The sequence below is a fragment of the Rhizobium albus genome, assembly GCA_030160035.1.
Lineage (GTDB): Bacteria > Pseudomonadota > Alphaproteobacteria > Rhizobiales > Rhizobiaceae > Georhizobium > Georhizobium albus.
Map to the genome: position 1 here is coordinate 1,494,974 of BSNO01000001.1, position 15,646 is coordinate 1,510,619.

A 15,646-nucleotide genomic window follows, 5' to 3' on the forward strand; every position below is an offset into this window, starting at 1 on the left:
TCTCCTTGTTCGACGTCGGCCAGGATAGGCGACGGGTCAGGCCACTGCGGCGGCCATCTGGTTCTCCATATAGTGAGGGAACCACGTTTCATGGGCGTCGCGCAATTGGCGAAGCGGGATGGCGAAGCGGTCATCCACTTTCAGCGCGTCGCCGGCAATCGTGCCCAGGCGGCGGAACGGCACGCCAGCGCCTTCGGCATTCATGCAGACGAAATTGGCGAGATCGGCCGGAACGGTGACGACATAGCGGGCCTGATCCTCGCCGAACAACAGCGCATGGAGTGGCTGGCCGGAGGACTGCGACGCGCTTTCGAGCGACAGGTCCATGCCGTGGCCGGAGGCCAACGCCATTTCCGCAAGCGTGATCGCGAGACCGCCGCTGGAAATATCGTGGCAGCTCGTCACCTGACCGTTGCGGATGGCCGAGCGCACGAAATCGCCATTGCGCTTTTCGAGCGCCAGATCGACCGGCGGCGGCGGACCATCGGCCTGGCCGAGGACATCGCGCAGATAGACCGACTGGCCGAGATGGGTGCCATCACCACCGAGCAGAATGACTGCATCACCGGTCTTGGCGCCACCGATGCGGGCCATCTGCTGCCAATCGGGCAGGATGCCGACGCCGGCGATGGTGGGCGTGGGCAGGATCGCCTCGCCGTTGGTCTCGTTGTAGAGCGAGACGTTGCCCGAGACGATCGGGAAGCCCAGCACGCGGCAGGCTTCACCGATGCCCTCGATGGCCTTGACGAGCTGGCCCATGATCTCCGGGCGTTCGGGATTGCCGAAATTGAGGTTATCGGTGGCGGCAAGCGGCTCGGCACCGACCGCGGTGATATTGCGCCAGCATTCGGCCACGGCCTGCTTGCCGCCCTCGAAGGCATCCGCCTCGCAATAGCGCGGCGTCACGTCGGACGAGAAGGCAAGCGCCTTGGTCGCATGACCCTCGACGCGCACCACGCCGGCATCGCCACCCGGCAATTGCAGCGAATTGCCCTGGATCAGCGTGTCATATTGCTCGTAGACCCAGCGGCGCGAGGCATTGTTGGGCGAACCGACGAGGTCGAGGATCGCCTGGCCGTAATCGGAAGGCTCCTCGATCTGGCTTGCCGGCAGCGGAGAATAGAGGCCGGGCTCGCGCCATGGGCGATCGTATTCCGGTGCCTCGTCGCCGAGTTCCTTGATCGGCAGGTTCGCGACTTCGACGCCCTGGTGCAGAATGCGGAAGCGCAGATCGTCCGTCGTCTTGCCGACGATGGCGAAATCCAGGCCCCATTTGGTGAAGATTGCCTCGGCTTCCGCTTCCTTTTCCGGGCGCAGCACCATGAGCATGCGCTCCTGGCTTTCCGACAGCATCATCTCATAGGCGCTCATCGCCTCTTCGCGGACGGGCACCTTGTCGAGATCGAGCTCGATGCCGAGGTCGCCCTTGGCGCCCATCTCGACCGCCGAGCAGGTGAGGCCGGCCGCCCCCATGTCCTGGATGGCGATGACGGCGCCGGACGCCATCAGTTCCATGCAGGCTTCGAGCAGGCACTTTTCGGTGAAAGGATCGCCGACCTGAACGGTCGGGCGTTTTTCCTCGATCTTCTCGTCGAATTCGGCCGATGCCATGGTGGCGCCGCCGACACCGTCGCGGCCGGTCTTGGCACCGAGATAGACGACTGGCAGGCCGACGCCTTCTGCCTTGGAATAGAAGATCGCGTCCGTCTTCGCGAGGCCGGCGGCAAACGCGTTGACGAGGCAGTTGCCGTTGTAGCGGGCATCGAACTCGACTTCGCCGCCGACCGTCGGCACGCCGAAGGAATTGCCGTAGCCGCCGACGCCAGCCACGACGCCGGAGACGAGGTGGCGGGTCTTCGGGTGGTCTGGAGCACCGAAACGCAGCGCGTTCATCGCCGCGATGGGGCGCGCGCCCATGGTGAAGACGTCGCGCAGGATGCCGCCGACGCCGGTCGCCGCGCCCTGATAGGGTTCGATGTAGGAGGGGTGGTTGTGGCTCTCCATCTTGAAGACCACGCAGTCGCCATCGCCGATATCGACAACGCCGGCATTTTCGCCGGGGCCCTGGATGACCTGCGGGCCTGTGGTCGGCAGCGTGCGCAGCCAGCGCTTGGAGGATTTGTAGGAACAGTGCTCGTTCCACATGGCCGAGAATATGCCGAGTTCGGTGAAGGTCGGCTCGCGCCCGATCAGGTCGAGGATGCGCTGATATTCATCCGGCTTCAGCCCATGGGCTTCGATCAATTCCGGGGTGATGGCGATCTTTTCAGGGAGCATGGGCATCTCGGATCTGTCGGCGTCGGTTAAGCGAGGTGATCGGGGCGATGATCAGGCGGATGTCCCGCAGGAGGCGTCGCCGCTGGCGAAGCGCGCGATATCGCCGCGGATGCGGGAACCGGCAGCGCCATCGAGCAGCGGGCCGAAACTCGTCACGGTTCCGGCGGCGCCGGAGGCCTGGACGACCAGAAGCGGCCTGCCGCCGAAATCGCCGCGGGGAACCAGGAGGAAGCGCGGCTGGCCGGAGAAAGAATTGAGTTCGTTGGCGAAGCTGTAGCTGGCAAAGACCGGATCGCGGCTGGCAAACCAGCAGCGGTGGGCCGCGATCGCCACCTGCTCCATGTTGCGCAGTGCCGCGCTCTTTTCAGAGGCTGCGGCGGCCGCAGCCGGCACTTCGGCCGAAGGCTCCGACTGGCAGGCGGCAAGCAGAGCAAGTGCTGCGATCAGGGCAAGGCGCGGGGCAGACATCATGCCGCGACGGCACCGAGAGCGGCTTCGAAGAGCGGGCGACCATCGGCACCGCCATGGGCGGATTCGATGAGATTTTCCGGATGCGGCATCAGGCCGAGCACATTGCCGCTTTCGTTGACGAGACCGGCGATGTCGTTGAGCGAGCCATTCGGGTTCGTGCCTTCGGCGTAGCGGAAGACGACTTGGCCTTGACCCTCGATGCGCGCCAGCGTGTCGGGATCGGCAAAGAAGTTGCCGTCGTGATGGGCAACCGGGCAGCGGATGATCTGGCCCTTGGTGTAGAGGCTGGTGAACGCCGTCTCGGTGTTGACGACCTCGAGCTTCACTTCGCGGCAGACAAACTTCAGCGAGGCGTTGCGCATCAGCGCGCCGGGCAGAAGGCCCGCTTCCAGCAGGATCTGGAATCCGTTGCAGACGCCGATGACACGCGTGCCACGCGCCGCTGCGTCGCGCACCGCCTGCATGACGGGCATGCGCGCGGCGATCGCGCCGCAGCGCAGGTAGTCGCCATAGGAGAACCCGCCCGGGATCACGATCAGGTCCACATCGGCGGGGATCGTGGTTTCCGTCTGCCAGACCGTGACGGGTGGCGTGCCCGATATCTTGGTCAGCGCCGCGATCATGTCGCGGTCGCGATTGAGGCCCGGGAGGATGATGACGGCTGACTTCATGGGAACGTCCGGATCGGTGGAAGGACTTCGCACCGCTTCTAGAACATGGGAGCTGTGAAGGCGAGGGTATTGCGGCGGTTTCTTGTGGCGAATATGCCTGAATGCGGCATTTCGGAGCAGCGCATGACGAACGACCAGGACAGCCGCGTCGAAGCGGGCATCGACCTCGATTTCACCGATCGCATGTCCTATGGCGACTATCTGCAGCTCGATACGCTGCTTTCGGCGCAAAAACCGCTGACGAGCGAGCCTGACGAGCCGCTCTTCATCGTGATCCACCACGTGCAGGAACTGTGGATATCGCTGATCCTGCACGAACTGGATTTTGCGATGGCCGCGATAAGGCAAGATCGGCCGGGCGTCGCCTTCAAGGCGCTTGCCCGCGTGGCGCGCATCCAGGAGCAGTTGGTCTCGGCCTGGGACGTGCTTTCCACCATGACGCCCTCCGACTACCTGACGTTTCGCGCCGCACTTGGGCAATCGTCCGGGTTCCAGTCTCACCAGTACCGGATGATGGAGATGAAGCTCGGCGCCAAGGACGAGAAGATGCTCGCGCCGCACCGCCACCACGCCGAGCACCATGCGCGCCTGCAGGCGGCGTTCAAGGCGCCGAGCCTCTACGACGAGGCGATCGCGCTTCTGGCGCGGCAGGGCCTGCCGGTGCCCGACGCGCTTCTCAACCGCGATTTCTCCCGTAATCACGCCTATAGCGAGGCGCTGCGCGACACCTGGCTAACGGTCTACCGCAACACGGACCGCTATTTCGAGCTCTACGAGCTGGCGGAAAAGCTCGTCGATGTGGAGGACAAGTTCCAGCAATGGCGCTTCCGCCACATGAAGACCGTGCAGCGCATCATCGGCTTCAAGCAGGGCACCGGCGGCTCATCCGGCGTCGGCTACCTCAAGACGGCACTCGACCGCTCGTTCTTTCCGGAACTGTGGGACGTGCGCACGGCGCTTTGAGGGTCTTGTTGCTCTGCCGTTTGCACTTCGACCTGCACCCGCTGCAGTCTCCTTTATCATTGTATGCAAATTGAAAGAACGCTTTCAGGTTGCATATCGATCGTGTATTTCCAGCATCACGCGGTTCTGAGCTTCGCCATTATCCAGCGCCGTTGCGAAGTCCGCTCTATCGTTCCGTGCTGTTACGTTGAAAGGCACCCCATGTTCGCACGCTTGTCGAAGCTCTTCTCCAGCCGGCGTGATTGGAAATATCCGACGCCAGTTCCGGAACTGGCCAAGGATCTCGATTTCCGGACACTCAAAGAATTTCGGGGCGATGCGCTTCCCCAATCCAACACGATAAATTGGCTGGACGCACCCGATGCTGTCGAAGAGATCGAACGACGCAGAGCCGCCGGCCGGATCACCGAAGAAGAAGCGCAGGCGTGCCTCTACTGGGTCGAATACGGCTATCTAGTCGTTGAGAAATTGTTTTCTGCGGAAGAATTGGATGCGGCCTTCGAAGCTTATGAGAAGGCACTTCTTGCGGGCGAACTTGGTTCAATCGACGTCGTGAGCCCCGATGGGCTGCTTTACGACCGAAAGCTCGATCCGGCCTTAACTGTCCCCGCACTGAAAGCCCTGCAGCATCACCCGAAGCTGATGCGTTGGACGGATCTTCTACTCGGGCGAAAGACCGTCCCGTTTCAGACAATCATGGGCCACGCAGGCAGCGGCCAACGTGCTCATTCCGATTCGATCCACATGACCACATACCCGGCAGGTTTTATGGTTGCGAGCTGGACCGCCTTCGAAGATATTGACGAGGATAGCGGACCTTTGGAGTATTATCCCAAGAGTCATCGCCTGCCGTATTTGCTTAGCCGGGAAGCGGGCATCGAACCTGCCCAGTTCCGGAAGGAAGGGTACGCCGTCTACAGCAAGCTTTATGAGCCGGCGATCGCCGAACTTTGCACGGCGCATGGATTTGAACGAAAACTGTTCCTGCCCAAGAAGGGTGACACGCTCTTCTGGCATGCCAATCTGATCCATGGCGGCTCTGCTCGCGCTAATCCAAACCGGTCACGCAAGGCGCTCGTGTGTCACAATTTCGCCGAAGGCGTGCTGAGCTACCACGATCTGTCGGGCCTGCCGACGCGAATCCATACGCAGGCCTGAAGGGCTGTAGAAGGGCCTAGGAGCCGGCAGCTTCCGCCTGACGGCGGAAGCTGCCGATCACTTGTCTGACATCGTTTCTTCACACTCGCGACGTGTCAGTTCTTCTGACAGCAGCTTTTGCCATGATGTCTCGTCCGCACGCTCGGAAACTTTCGGAAGCTCGCAATGAGCAAAAAGGGCCTCCACAACGGCAGCCACGCCTTTCGCATTCACGTTTCGCAAGTCGTCTTCGAAATGCTGGTTCGACTCCGGACCCATGACGATTTCGTAGGCGGGAAAATAGCTGACGCCGGGCACGGTCGACGCAACCTCTTCCGCCGCAACACGCAGGACAGACTTCGAGTAGGTCGTTGCCGTAAAAACGTGTTTGTCCGTCGCGGTCGCTACCAGAGGGACAGGCGATACAGTCAGGATCACGCGAAGGTCCGGGTTGATGGTGCGGGCCGTAGCGATCGATGCCTTGAGATCGCTCGCTACCTCGTTGGCATTGAAATTTGCGAAGTAATGGCGCTCGCCATCGAATGCGCCCGCGATCGTGCCGGGGCAGGCGGGAAAAACGGCGCCATCATCGCTCGATGACCAGGCCTCCGTCAGGCCGAGCGTGAAGAGCAGCACGCTTGCCTGCGCGAATGCCTCTCGCACCCTGTCCAAATGCGCCCTTATCAGAATGTCGAACTCGTCTTCATCTTCGGCGCAGTTCGGAAGTCCGGGTCTAAACGGATCGTAAACCCCATCAGCTTCGACCCACCGATCTTCTTTCGGCGCGAATTCGCCGGTGGCTCGCTGCAGGAGTTGCAGCAGTTGGCGGCTGGTATAGATGTTGCCATAGGATGCCGAATAGCGGCCATAGCCGAAGCGGTCGCCGTCCGCGTCCATCAGCTCGGTACGTAGATAATGAAAGCCCGCGCGCTCAAGAAACGGAACGATGTTGGCCGCAAAGCAGCTACCCGCCGAGATTATACGGTCATCTGGCGTCAAGAGAGGTGCTTTGCCGCGATAAAGTTCGGCGGGCGCATAGTTCCTTGCCACTGATCGTGACCAGAAGGACGTTGGCGGAAGCTGTTGGTAAGGATGACTGCGGGTCATGGCTTCTCCAACTCCTCGACGACATAGTCCAGCATCAGCCTGCCGTAGGCCGGGTTCGCGTGTGTGACATCACTTGCCCAGAACTCATCCCGCAGATAGCCGTCCTCATCCTGTGTTTCCTTCAGGACCGGGAGGAAGATACCGCCGATCCTCTTGGCCTCGTCAGCCAGTATGTCTTGCAGCAGATACCACAGCTTGAGACGGATGTGTGGCTCGGTGATGCGAATGTCGGCCGGGTCGATCTTCTTTGCTTCAGCGTAGGCAAGAAAGTGCGGCTCGGCTTCGAACATCGTACGCAGACGGTCATTGTCTTTTTTGGGGGGCGGTGTTCCGACGATGACCAACCGCTGTGGCCTGGCCGCTTTCAACTGATCAAGCAGATCCGCAAGATCGGATAAGCCACCTTCGTAGAAGCGTTTGCGGATCGTGCTTCGCGCGATGATCTGAATGTTATTCAGGATCTTGGTGACGTGTTTCGATGAAAAATCGAAATCATATGCGTCGCGGAAAAAGTAGCGCGCATTGTGTTCATTGCCGCCCCAGACAATGGCGATACGGGCGTTATCGGCATGCTGAACAAGGGCTTTCCAGTATTCTTCGAGCCTTGGCCAAGGACCATCCAAAGCCTCCAGATGGCTTGTCCCATCAACGATTCTCAGCGTCGGTGCCAGTTCGTGCCGCCAGCCGACCATTGCGTTGACATGCGAGTGTCCAGCGATGATCGCGCGGTATCCGATCGAAGGTCTCACGATCTCTTCCTGTGACACGGCATCGGACATAGGCGTTCACTCTTCAAGAAATTCGGCGATCGGGTCTCTGAGGATCGCATGGCCGTGGCACCTAGATCGGAAAAGGTGCGCACCTGATTTTCGGTAGGTCGCCTGGCTGTCGAATACCAAACGGCCACCGCCGACGCGGACACCTCCGGATCGGATAGGACATAACCATCAGGCCATTTCGATGGCGTAATCCTCGATCACCGTGTTGGCCAGGAGCTTGTCGCACATGGCCTTGAGGTCGGATTCGGCTTTTGTGCGGTCGTCGGTCTGCAATTCCAGGTCGAAGACCTTGCCCTGGCGGACATGGCCGACGCCGTCGAAGCCGAGTGCGCCGAGTGCGCCTTCGATCGCTTTGCCCTGCGGGTCGAGGACGCCGTTTTTGAGCGTTACGGTTACGCGTGCCTTGATCACTCGTCTTTCCCTCGGATGCTATTTGACAAGGACGGGGCCGGTGCCGCGAACGGGTTCGTTCTCGTTCATGATGCCGAGGCGGCGCGCGACTTCCTGGTAGGCTTCGACGAGACCGCCGAGGTCGCGGCGGAAGCGGTCCTTGTCCATCTTCTCATTGGTCTGGATGTCCCAGAGACGGCACGAGTCGGGCGAGATTTCGTCAGCGACGATGATGCGCATCATGTCGCCTTCGAACAGGCGGCCGCATTCGATCTTGAAATCGACGAGCTGGATGCCGACGCCGAGGAAGAGGCCGGTGAGGAAATCGTTGACGCGGATGGCGAGCGCCATGATGTCGTCGATCTCCTGCGGGCTTGCCCAGCCGAAGGCGGTGATGTGCTCTTCGGAGACCATCGGGTCGTCGAGCGCATCGGCCTTGTAATAGAACTCGATGATGGAGCGGGGCAGGACGGTGCCTTCCTCGATGCCGAGGCGCTTGGCGAGCGAGCCGGCGGCGACGTTGCGCACCACGATCTCGAGCGGGATGATCTCGACTTCCTTGATCAGCTGCTCGCGCATGTTGAGCCGCTTGATGAAGTGCGTCGGGATGCCGATCCGGTTCAGATGGGTGAAGACGTATTCGGAAATCCTGTTGTTGAGGACGCCCTTGCCGTCGATGACATCGTGCTTCTTCTTGTTGAACGCGGTCGCGTCGTCCTTGAAGAACTGGATCAGAGTGCCAGGCTCCGGTCCTTCATAAAGGATCTTGGCCTTGCCTTCGTAGATGCGGCGGCGACGGTTCATGATGATCTTTTACTCTTGAGTGGCGGGCGAGGGTGTTCAAGCGGCTTGGTCAGCGCAGCCAGGTCCTGCCCGGATGATGGTCGTTATGTCGTGGCGAGTGCTTATCCGATATGGCGTGCGGACACAATTGTTCCGTTCCGGCCATGCCCGACCTTTTCGTCTCAGGCACGGCATCGCATCTCTGCGACATCGTTGCGGGCTGCCTTTTCAACGACATGGAATCCGACCATAGTCCGCCCCGACGGTGCCGAACAGGCACTGAAATGCGAACGAAAACGGGAGACGACGCATGGCTGCAAGCATGGACGACCGCCAGAAGGCATTCGAAAGCAAATTCGCCCATGACGCCGATCTGCGCTTCAAGGCCGAAGCGCGGCGCAACAAGCTTCTGGGCCTTTGGGCAGCCGACCTGATCGGTAAGAAGGGCGACGACGCTGCGGAATACGCCAAGGAAGTCGTGAAATCCGATTTCCAGGAAGCGGGCGACGAGGATGTGTTCCGCAAGGTGCGCGGCGATCTCGATGCGGCGGGGGCGCATGTCTCCGACGAACAGCTGCGCGGCAAGATGATGGAGCTGATGGCCGAGGCCATCCAGCAGGTGCAGAGCAACTGACGTCTGAGCCTGGAGGAGGGCGATCGTGACGCTTGCCGATAGACTGAATGCCGGTGAAACGGTTCTGACGGCGTGGTCGACGCTCGCCGCGCCCGCTGTGGTGGAGCTTCTCGCTCGCGCCGATTTCGACGCGGTGACGCTCGACATGCAGCATGGCGCGCACAGCGTCGACAGCGTGCATGACGGGATCCTCGCGATTGCCGCTGCAGGCAAGCCCGCGATCGTGCGCATACCGGTCGGGCGGAACGACATGGTCAGCCGGGCGCTCGACTTCAGCGCGGACGCCATCATCGCGCCGATGATCAACTCGGTGGAGGATGCACGGGCGTTCGCCGCCCATGCCAAATATCTGCCGGTCGGGCAGCGCTCCTGGGGGCCGGCACGGGCGCTGTCGATGCGTGGAATTCAGAAGGGTCAGGACTATCTGAGTTCGGCCAATGACAAGACGGTCGCCTTCGCGATGATCGAGACGCGGGCGGCGCTTGCGGCGCTCGACGACATCCTGGCGGTTCCGGGGATCGACGGCGTCTTCGTCGGGCCCTCGGATTTCTCGATCTCGTGGACGAACGGCGAGGCAGTCGATCCGCACCATGAGGAGATGACCGAGGCGATCGCCGACATCGGGCGCCGGGCGAGGGCCGCGGGAAAGCATGCGGGCGTTTTCGTCTTCGATGCGCCGCGCACCCAATCCTACGTCAAGATGGGGTTCAACCTGCTCTCCGTCATTCACGACGGGGCCTATCTCTCGCTCGGCATGAGCACGATGCTCGACCAGGCACGCAACGGCTGAACCAAGTTGGTTTTAACGATCCCGTCGGTCAGGCGACCGGCGGGCTCAGCTTCTGCAGAAATTTCGCAAACACCAGAAGCCCCTCGGGCCAGGGGCCGTGTCCCGATTCGGCATTGATGTGGCCGATCTCGCCACCATCGACGAGAAGCGAACCCCAGGCACCCGCGATATCCTCGGCGACGTCATAGGCGCAGAACGGGTCGTTGCGGCTTGCCACCACGATCGAGGGGAACGGCAGGGGCTCGCGCGAATAGGGACCGAAGGTCATCAGGTGCTTGGGCCGGATCGCCTCGTTCGCCACGTCGGGCGGTGCCACCAGAAAGGCGCCGGCGATAGGCCGCCGATAATCCGCAATGGCCTGAACGGCCGTCGCCACGCCCAGAGAATGCGCAACAATGATGACAGGGCGGGTCGACGCGTTCACGGCGTCGGCCATGCTCGCGGTCCATTCGGCGCGGTCGGGCTTCGACCAGGAGGCCTGTTCGACGCGCCGTGCGGTGGAAAGCTTCGCTTCCCAGCGGGTCTGCCAGTGGTCCGGCCCGGAATTGGTGTAGCCGGGGACGATGAGAATGTCGGTTTCTGCAGCTTTCATGGTCAAGCTCATGTGCGTTTGCGGCGAAGCCATGTCAACTGCGTTGCTCGACTTCTGCACGTCCCTGAATGGGAATTGAATGGGCCCATTCAAGGGCAGTTTGGCCGGCTTGGTCTAATCCCTCGTTTCAGTTGAGATACGAAAGGATCAGACCATGACGAACGAATTTTCAGAGACCGCCGGCCAGTCGGCCGCAACCGTCACGCCACCGAATACCGCCGATGGCGCGCAAGCGCTGGAGCAGCGCATGGCACGGATCGAGGCGCAGCTCGAGCGGCTTGCCGTCGCGCTTGAAACCTCGACGGCCAACCGGACGGATGCGGCTGCTGCCGTTGGACGCGATGCCGAGCCCGTCGACGGCGTCGAGCTTGGCGGCCGGGCGAAGGTCGAGACGCTTCACCGTGAACCGACAGCAAGCCGTGTGACGGCCAAGCGCGTGTCGGACGGCGTTGCCAGCTCCATGGCCGGAGCCGATGCCACTGTGCGCGACTGGTTCGACCGCAGGCCGTTCCTGTTCATGACGGGGCTCTTCATTGCGGCCCTCGTCGTTTTCCAGATCATCGATTAAGCGCAGACCGGATGGCGGGGCCGCTCAGGCCTCGCCGAAGACGCGGACAAAGATCGTGTCGACGTGCTTGGTGTGATAGGCGAGATCGAACTTCTCGCGGATCTGGTCTTCCGAAAGGGCGGCCGTGACTTCAGCGTCGGCGAGGAGCTCTGTCAGGAAGTCCTTGCCTTCCTCCCAAACTTTCATCGCGTTGCGCTGGACAAGACGGTAGGAATCCTCGCGGCTGACGCCGGCCTGGGTCAGCGCCAGCAGAACGCGCTGCGAGTGAATCAGGCCGCGGAACTTGTTCATGTTGGCCAGCATGTTGTCCGGATAGATCACCAGCTTCTCGACGACGCCGGCGAGGCGGTTCAGCGCGAAGTCCAGCGTGATCGTCGTGTCAGGGCCGATGGCGCGCTCGACGCTCGAATGGCTGATGTCCCGCTCGTGCCAGAGCGCGACGTTTTCGAGCGCGGGCGTGACCGACATGCGCACGAGGCGGGCGAGACCGGTCAGATTTTCGGTAAGCACCGGGTTACGCTTGTGCGGCATGGCCGACGAGCCCTTTTGGCCGGGTGAGAAGAACTCTTCCGCTTCCAGGACCTCGGTGCGCTGCATGTGCCGGATCTCGACGGCGACGTTCTCGATCGACGAGGCAATAACGCCGAGCGTGGCGAAGAACATGGCGTGCCGGTCGCGCGGGATGACCTGTGTCGAAATCGGCTCGGGTTTCAGGCCGAGCTTGGCGCAGACATGCTCTTCCACGGAAGGGTCGATATTGGCGAAAGTGCCGACGGCGCCCGAAATCGCGCCGGTGGCGATCTCTGCACGGGCGGCGACGAGCCGGTCGCGGCCGCGCGCCATCTCGGCATAGAAGCGCGCGAAGGTGAGGCCCATCGTCGTCGGCTCGGCATGGATGCCATGGCTGCGACCGATGCGGACGGTGTCCTTATGCTCGAAGGCGCGCTTCTTCAGGGCAGCCAGAACGCGGTCCATGTCGGCGAGAAGCAGGTCGGCGGCCCGCACGAGCTGGATGTTGAGGGTGGTGTCCAGAACGTCCGACGACGTCATGCCTTGGTGCACGAAACGCGAGTCCGGCCCGATGAATTCGGCAAGATGGGTCAGGAAGGCGATGACGTCGTGCTTGGTGACGGCTTCGATTTCATCGATGCGGGCAACGTCGAATTCGGCCTTGCCGCCTTTTTCCCAGATGGTGGCGGCGGCTTCCTTGGGGATGACGCCGAGTTCGGCTAGCGCGTCGCAGGCATGCGCCTCGATCTCGAACCAGATGCGGAACTTCTGTTCCGGCGACCAGATGGCGACCATGTCGGGGCGGGAATAGCGCGGGATCATCGGCGGGCCTGTCTTTGACGATGGGAAGGGAAGCTGCGGAGCCTCTAGCAGAGGTGGCCGGCTTGCTCAAATGCGGTGGACGAAGTCGCTCAGCGTGCGGTTTCGGCGGCCTGGCGGATGGCGTCGATATTGGCGCGGTAGCCCTCGACGCCGTCACCCTTGAAGACGGCCGAACCGGCGACGAGCGCGTTGACGCCGGCGGCCGCGGCAAGCGGTGCGGTCTCGGGCGTGATGCCGCCATCGATCTCGAGATCGATCGGCCGGTCGCCGATCATGGCGTTGAGCTTGCGGCACTTCTCGACGACGCCGGGTATGAATTTCTGGCCGCCGAAGCCCGGATTGACGCTCATGACCAGGATGAGATCGACCATGTCGAGGACGTATTCCACCACATGCTCGGGCGTTCCGGGGTTGAGCGAGACGCCGGCCTTCTTGCCGAGCGCGCGGATTGCCTGCAGCGAGCGATGCAGATGCGGGCCGGCTTCGGCATGGACGGTGATGATGTCGCAGCCGGCTTTGGCGAAGGCTTCGAGATAGGGGTCGGTGGGCGCGATCATCAGATGGCAATCGAAGACCGCGTCGGTGTGGGGTCGCAGCGCCTTGATGACATCGGGGCCATAGGAAATGTTCGGAACGAAATGGCCGTCCATCACGTCGAGATGGATCCAGTCGGCGCCGGCTTCGACGACGTCGCGCACTTCCTCGCCGAGGCGGGCATAGTCGGACGCGAGGATCGAGGGCGCGATGCGGATCGGGCGCTTGGCGGACATTGTGCGGGGTCTCCGGGATTTCTGGCGGCGCGCGGACGCGTTAACACCTGTGGCCGGGCGGCACAACGCGCGTGGGCGCGCTCAGCGCGGCGCATCCCCGAATTTCTGGCGCCATGTGGGCAGGACGTCGCCCACGGCAGGCGTTGCGGCATAGACGCCGCGCGCGATGGCGCGGGCCATGGTGGCCGATGCGGCAGCACAGAGCGCGATCGCGTCGATATTGGCAAAGGCGCGACCGCTCGTGCCGGTGGCAAGCGCGAAGACGAGGTCGCCATCCATCGGTGTGTGGGCCGGCCAAATGGCGCGGGCGAAGCCGTCATGGGCGGCACTCGCCAGGCGCTTCGCTTCAGCCTTGGTCAGCACGGCGTCGGTGGCAATTACCGCGATCGTGGTGGCACCGCCGGGCTCGTGTGTGCCGAGCTTGGTGATGATATGGTCGGCATCTTGCGGCACGGTGGCGGGCAGGCCGAGGCCGCCGAATTCGACATTCTTTTCGAACGGCGCTGCCAGGAAATGGCCCTGATCGCCGAACCCGACGGAGCCGACGGCATTGACGGCGACGAGCGCGGCGATGGTCGTGCCATCGGACATGACGGTGGATGCCGTGCCTAGCCCACCCTTCAGGCCGGCCGTAAGCGCGCCGACGCCGGCACCTGCGGAGCCGATGGCAAAGGTCTTTGCGGCAGCTTGTGCGGCATCATAGCCGAGCTCGCGGTAGGGCGGGTAGCGGCCCCAGGCCTTGTCGCCGCCATTCATCAGATCGAACAGGATGGCGGCCGGCACGATCGGTATGCGGTGATCGCCAACGGCAAAGCCGCGCCCCGTTTCACGCAGGCGCGCCTGGACGCCCGAGGCTGCATCGAGCCCAAAGGCGGAGCCGCCGGACAACACGATCGCATCAACCGCGGCAACAGTGTTTTCGGGCTCGAGGAGATCGGTTTCGCGCGTGCCGGGCGCGCCGCCGAGGATCTTGACCGCGGCGGTGGCGGGCCGATCGGAGACGACGACAGTGACGCCCGATTTCAGGCGATGATCTTCGGCATTGCCGACGAGCAGGCCCGAAACATCCGTCAAACTGTTGGTCGAGCCGGGGCGCATGGTGTCTACCGACTTGCGCGCTCGGTGCCATCGAGCGGCACGAGGCGGCCATTCTGCGAAATGCGCAGCACGTAAGGTGCCTCGTCGGACTGGTCGGTGCCGAATTCGACCGGTCCGATTGTTGTCGCGAAGGTTTCCGTACGCAGCGTCTCGGCGAGGTCCGTTCCGGTGCTCGATGCCAGAGCCTTGGCGACGGCAGCGATTTCGGCGGCGGCGTAGATGGGCAGCAGATAGGCGTCGTCGGCGCGGCGGTCGAGATCGTCGCGCTCGCGCAGCAGTGTTTCAATGGCCTCGATGGCGCCGGCTGCTTCGTCGTCGGGTGCCGGGCGTTCGGCGACCATCGCCAGCACGCCGTCGGGAAGCGGGGTTGCGCCATCGGCAGCCTGGAGCGCATCGCCGCCCATGAAGGTGAGGTTCAGACCTGCCTGAGCGGCATCGCGCGCCATGATCGCGACATCGGCCCGGTCGCCACCGACGAAGACGTGGCTGACGCCGGCAGCGGCGAGCCGCCGGACGAGGCCGAATTGCAGCTCCTCGGCGGGACGGTAATTGTCGATGAAGCTCGGCGTGATGCCGCCTTGCTCCAGTTCAAGCCGCACCGTTTCGGCAAGATCGCGGCCGTAGATCGTGCCGTCTTCGATCAGCGCGAAGGGCTCGTCCGACCAGCGCGCGGCAATGGCTTGCGCGATTGCCGTCGCTTCCGCTTCGGCTGAAGGCGCGATGCGAAAGAGCGGCCACCCGCCGGCCAGCGCATCTTCCATGACGATGCCGGCTCGCAGGCTGACGCTGATTGCCGGAATGTCGGCATCGGCCAGGATCGGCATCACCTGATTGACCGTCTCGGCACAGAAGAGGCCGATGACGGCATCGACATCGGAGTCGACCATGAGTTCGGCTGCACCTGCCGCATTCGCATCGCTGCAGGGTTCGACCGCATCGATGATGGCGACCGACAGATTGGTGTGGGAGGTCGCAAAGGCATCGAGCGCGATGCCTGCCTGTTCGCCGATGATCGCGAGCGTGCCATCGGTCGGCGCGATAAGGCCGAGGCGGAGTTCCTCAGCGCTTGCGGCCGCAGGCAGCATCGCGACCGCCACGGCGAGCGCGACTGCCTGACCCGAGCTTTTGGCTACGGCTTTCACCACGAGGTTCGTCCCTTCGCAATCCCAGCCTGATGTGTAGACGCAAGGCGCCGCCGTTCCAACATCAAATAGCGTCCTGACATGCTTAGCTTGAGCCCGCATGTGCGATGCGCGGATTGACGACGACGCCGTCAAAGGCGCA

At 62.8% G+C, this 15,646-nt stretch carries 17 protein-coding genes; 5 read left to right on the forward strand and 12 right to left on the reverse strand.

From position 1 onward, the window contains the following. Positions 1 to 36 precede the first annotated feature (36 nt). The 3 genes from purL to purQ are packed head-to-tail and all read right to left on the reverse strand — an operon-like array spanning position 37 to position 3,419. The gene (purL, locus tag QQL76_RS07195; RefSeq protein WP_499207136.1) at positions 37 to 2,277 is read right to left on the reverse strand and encodes a phosphoribosylformylglycinamidine synthase subunit PurL; all 2,241 of its coding nucleotides are present in this window, start codon (positions 2,275 to 2,277) and stop codon (positions 37 to 39) included. A gap of 51 nt (positions 2,278 to 2,328) precedes the next feature. After that, positions 2,329 to 2,748 (reverse strand): hypothetical protein, encoded by a 420-nt coding sequence (locus QQL76_RS07200; protein ID WP_499206980.1) that lies wholly within the window; start codon positions 2,746 to 2,748, stop codon positions 2,329 to 2,331. Continuing rightward, on the reverse strand, positions 2,745 to 3,419 hold the full coding sequence (gene purQ / locus QQL76_RS07205; RefSeq protein WP_499206981.1) for a phosphoribosylformylglycinamidine synthase subunit PurQ: 675 nt from the start codon (positions 3,417 to 3,419) through the stop codon (positions 2,745 to 2,747). The genes QQL76_RS07200 and purQ overlap by 4 nt, the downstream gene beginning before the upstream one ends. 123 nt (positions 3,420 to 3,542) lie before the next feature. On the opposite strand from purQ, the gene kynA reads away from it, so the two are divergent. Both kynA and QQL76_RS07215 read left to right on the forward strand, forming a co-directional pair. Next, positions 3,543 to 4,382: a tryptophan 2,3-dioxygenase gene (kynA, locus tag QQL76_RS07210; RefSeq protein WP_499206982.1), complete on the forward strand. Its 840-nt coding sequence runs from the start codon at positions 3,543 to 3,545 to the stop codon at positions 4,380 to 4,382. Between the two features lie 201 nt (positions 4,383 to 4,583). Then, positions 4,584 to 5,540 (forward strand): phytanoyl-CoA dioxygenase family protein, encoded by a 957-nt coding sequence (locus tag QQL76_RS07215; RefSeq protein ID WP_499206983.1) that lies wholly within the window; start codon positions 4,584 to 4,586, stop codon positions 5,538 to 5,540. 57 nt (positions 5,541 to 5,597) lie between these two features. Here QQL76_RS07215 and QQL76_RS07220 read toward each other — a convergent pair whose 3' ends face one another. The 4 genes from QQL76_RS07220 to purC form a co-directional block, all read right to left on the reverse strand. Beyond that, positions 5,598 to 6,626, reverse strand: coding sequence for a GSCFA domain-containing protein (locus QQL76_RS07220; protein WP_499206984.1), 1,029 nt, complete (start codon positions 6,624 to 6,626; stop codon positions 5,598 to 5,600). Beyond that, on the reverse strand, positions 6,623 to 7,405 hold the full coding sequence (locus QQL76_RS07225) for a hypothetical protein (RefSeq protein WP_499206985.1): 783 nt from the start codon (positions 7,403 to 7,405) through the stop codon (positions 6,623 to 6,625). Before QQL76_RS07225 ends, QQL76_RS07220 begins: the two co-directional genes overlap by 4 nt. Positions 7,406 to 7,573: 168 nt before the next feature. Continuing rightward, entirely contained in the window at positions 7,574 to 7,816 is a 243-nt protein-coding gene (gene purS, locus QQL76_RS07230; RefSeq protein ID WP_499206986.1) for a phosphoribosylformylglycinamidine synthase subunit PurS, read from the reverse strand. An 18-nt stretch (positions 7,817 to 7,834) separates the two neighbouring features. Next, positions 7,835 to 8,599 (reverse strand): phosphoribosylaminoimidazolesuccinocarboxamide synthase, encoded by a 765-nt coding sequence (gene purC / locus QQL76_RS07235; protein ID WP_126010082.1) that lies wholly within the window; start codon positions 8,597 to 8,599, stop codon positions 7,835 to 7,837. Between the two features lie 289 nt (positions 8,600 to 8,888). Here purC and QQL76_RS07240 point away from each other — a divergent pair, with 289 nt between their 5' ends. After that, complete coding sequence (locus tag QQL76_RS07240) at positions 8,889 to 9,212, forward strand: DUF1476 domain-containing protein (protein ID WP_499206987.1); 324 nt, start codon at positions 8,889 to 8,891, stop codon at positions 9,210 to 9,212. 25 nt (positions 9,213 to 9,237) lie between these two features. After that, the gene (locus QQL76_RS07245) at positions 9,238 to 10,002 is read left to right on the forward strand and encodes an HpcH/HpaI aldolase family protein (RefSeq protein ID WP_499206988.1); all 765 of its coding nucleotides are present in this window, start codon (positions 9,238 to 9,240) and stop codon (positions 10,000 to 10,002) included. A gap of 28 nt (positions 10,003 to 10,030) precedes the next feature. Here QQL76_RS07245 and QQL76_RS07250 read toward each other — a convergent pair whose 3' ends face one another. After that, a complete protein-coding gene (locus QQL76_RS07250; protein ID WP_499206989.1) occupies positions 10,031 to 10,594 on the reverse strand; it encodes an RBBP9/YdeN family alpha/beta hydrolase in 564 nt (187 codons plus the stop codon). A gap of 154 nt (positions 10,595 to 10,748) precedes the next feature. Between QQL76_RS07250 and QQL76_RS07255 the strand changes: the two genes are divergently transcribed. Continuing rightward, entirely contained in the window at positions 10,749 to 11,162 is a 414-nt protein-coding gene (locus QQL76_RS07255; protein WP_499206990.1) for a hypothetical protein, read from the forward strand. Positions 11,163 to 11,186: 24 nt separating this feature from the next. Here the strand turns inward: QQL76_RS07255 and purB are convergent, their stop codons facing one another. From purB to QQL76_RS07275, 4 genes are all read right to left on the reverse strand, one after another. Then, the gene (gene purB, locus QQL76_RS07260; protein WP_499206991.1) at positions 11,187 to 12,494 is read right to left on the reverse strand and encodes an adenylosuccinate lyase; all 1,308 of its coding nucleotides are present in this window, start codon (positions 12,492 to 12,494) and stop codon (positions 11,187 to 11,189) included. Positions 12,495 to 12,583: 89 nt separating this feature from the next. Further along, the gene (rpe, locus tag QQL76_RS07265; RefSeq protein WP_499206992.1) at positions 12,584 to 13,264 is read right to left on the reverse strand and encodes a ribulose-phosphate 3-epimerase; all 681 of its coding nucleotides are present in this window, start codon (positions 13,262 to 13,264) and stop codon (positions 12,584 to 12,586) included. 81 nt (positions 13,265 to 13,345) lie between these two features. Next, a complete protein-coding gene (locus QQL76_RS07270) occupies positions 13,346 to 14,362 on the reverse strand; it encodes a P1 family peptidase (RefSeq protein WP_499206993.1) in 1,017 nt (338 codons plus the stop codon). Positions 14,363 to 14,367: 5 nt separating this feature from the next. Then, positions 14,368 to 15,507, reverse strand: a complete 1,140-nt coding sequence (locus QQL76_RS07275) for a type 1 periplasmic-binding domain-containing protein (protein ID WP_499206994.1) — start codon at positions 15,505 to 15,507, stop codon at positions 14,368 to 14,370. Positions 15,508 to 15,646 lie beyond the last annotated feature (139 nt).

Excerpts from the sequence above, each read along its gene's own strand:
- purL (WP_499207136.1), bottom strand. The coding sequence starts at position 2,277 with ATGCTCCCTGAAAAGATCGCCATCACCCCGGAATTGATCGAAGCCCAT.
- QQL76_RS07200 (WP_499206980.1), bottom strand. The coding sequence starts at position 2,748 with ATGATGTCTGCCCCGCGCCTTGCCCTGATCGCAGCACTTGCTCTGCTT.
- purQ (WP_499206981.1), bottom strand. The coding sequence starts at position 3,419 with ATGAAGTCAGCCGTCATCATCCTCCCGGGCCTCAATCGCGACCGCGAC.
- kynA (WP_499206982.1), top strand. The coding sequence starts at position 3,543 with ATGACGAACGACCAGGACAGCCGCGTCGAAGCGGGCATCGACCTCGAT.
- QQL76_RS07215 (WP_499206983.1), top strand. The coding sequence starts at position 4,584 with ATGTTCGCACGCTTGTCGAAGCTCTTCTCCAGCCGGCGTGATTGGAAA.
- QQL76_RS07220 (WP_499206984.1), bottom strand. The coding sequence starts at position 6,626 with ATGACCCGCAGTCATCCTTACCAACAGCTTCCGCCAACGTCCTTCTGG.
- QQL76_RS07225 (WP_499206985.1), bottom strand. The coding sequence starts at position 7,405 with ATGTCCGATGCCGTGTCACAGGAAGAGATCGTGAGACCTTCGATCGGA.
- purC (WP_126010082.1), bottom strand. The coding sequence starts at position 8,599 with ATGAACCGTCGCCGCCGCATCTACGAAGGCAAGGCCAAGATCCTTTAT.
- QQL76_RS07240 (WP_499206987.1), top strand. The coding sequence starts at position 8,889 with ATGGCTGCAAGCATGGACGACCGCCAGAAGGCATTCGAAAGCAAATTC.
- QQL76_RS07250 (WP_499206989.1), bottom strand. The coding sequence starts at position 10,594 with ATGAAAGCTGCAGAAACCGACATTCTCATCGTCCCCGGCTACACCAAT.
- QQL76_RS07255 (WP_499206990.1), top strand. The coding sequence starts at position 10,749 with ATGACGAACGAATTTTCAGAGACCGCCGGCCAGTCGGCCGCAACCGTC.
- purB (WP_499206991.1), bottom strand. The coding sequence starts at position 12,494 with ATGATCCCGCGCTATTCCCGCCCCGACATGGTCGCCATCTGGTCGCCG.
- rpe (WP_499206992.1), bottom strand. The coding sequence starts at position 13,264 with ATGTCCGCCAAGCGCCCGATCCGCATCGCGCCCTCGATCCTCGCGTCC.
- QQL76_RS07270 (WP_499206993.1), bottom strand. The coding sequence starts at position 14,362 with ATGCGCCCCGGCTCGACCAACAGTTTGACGGATGTTTCGGGCCTGCTC.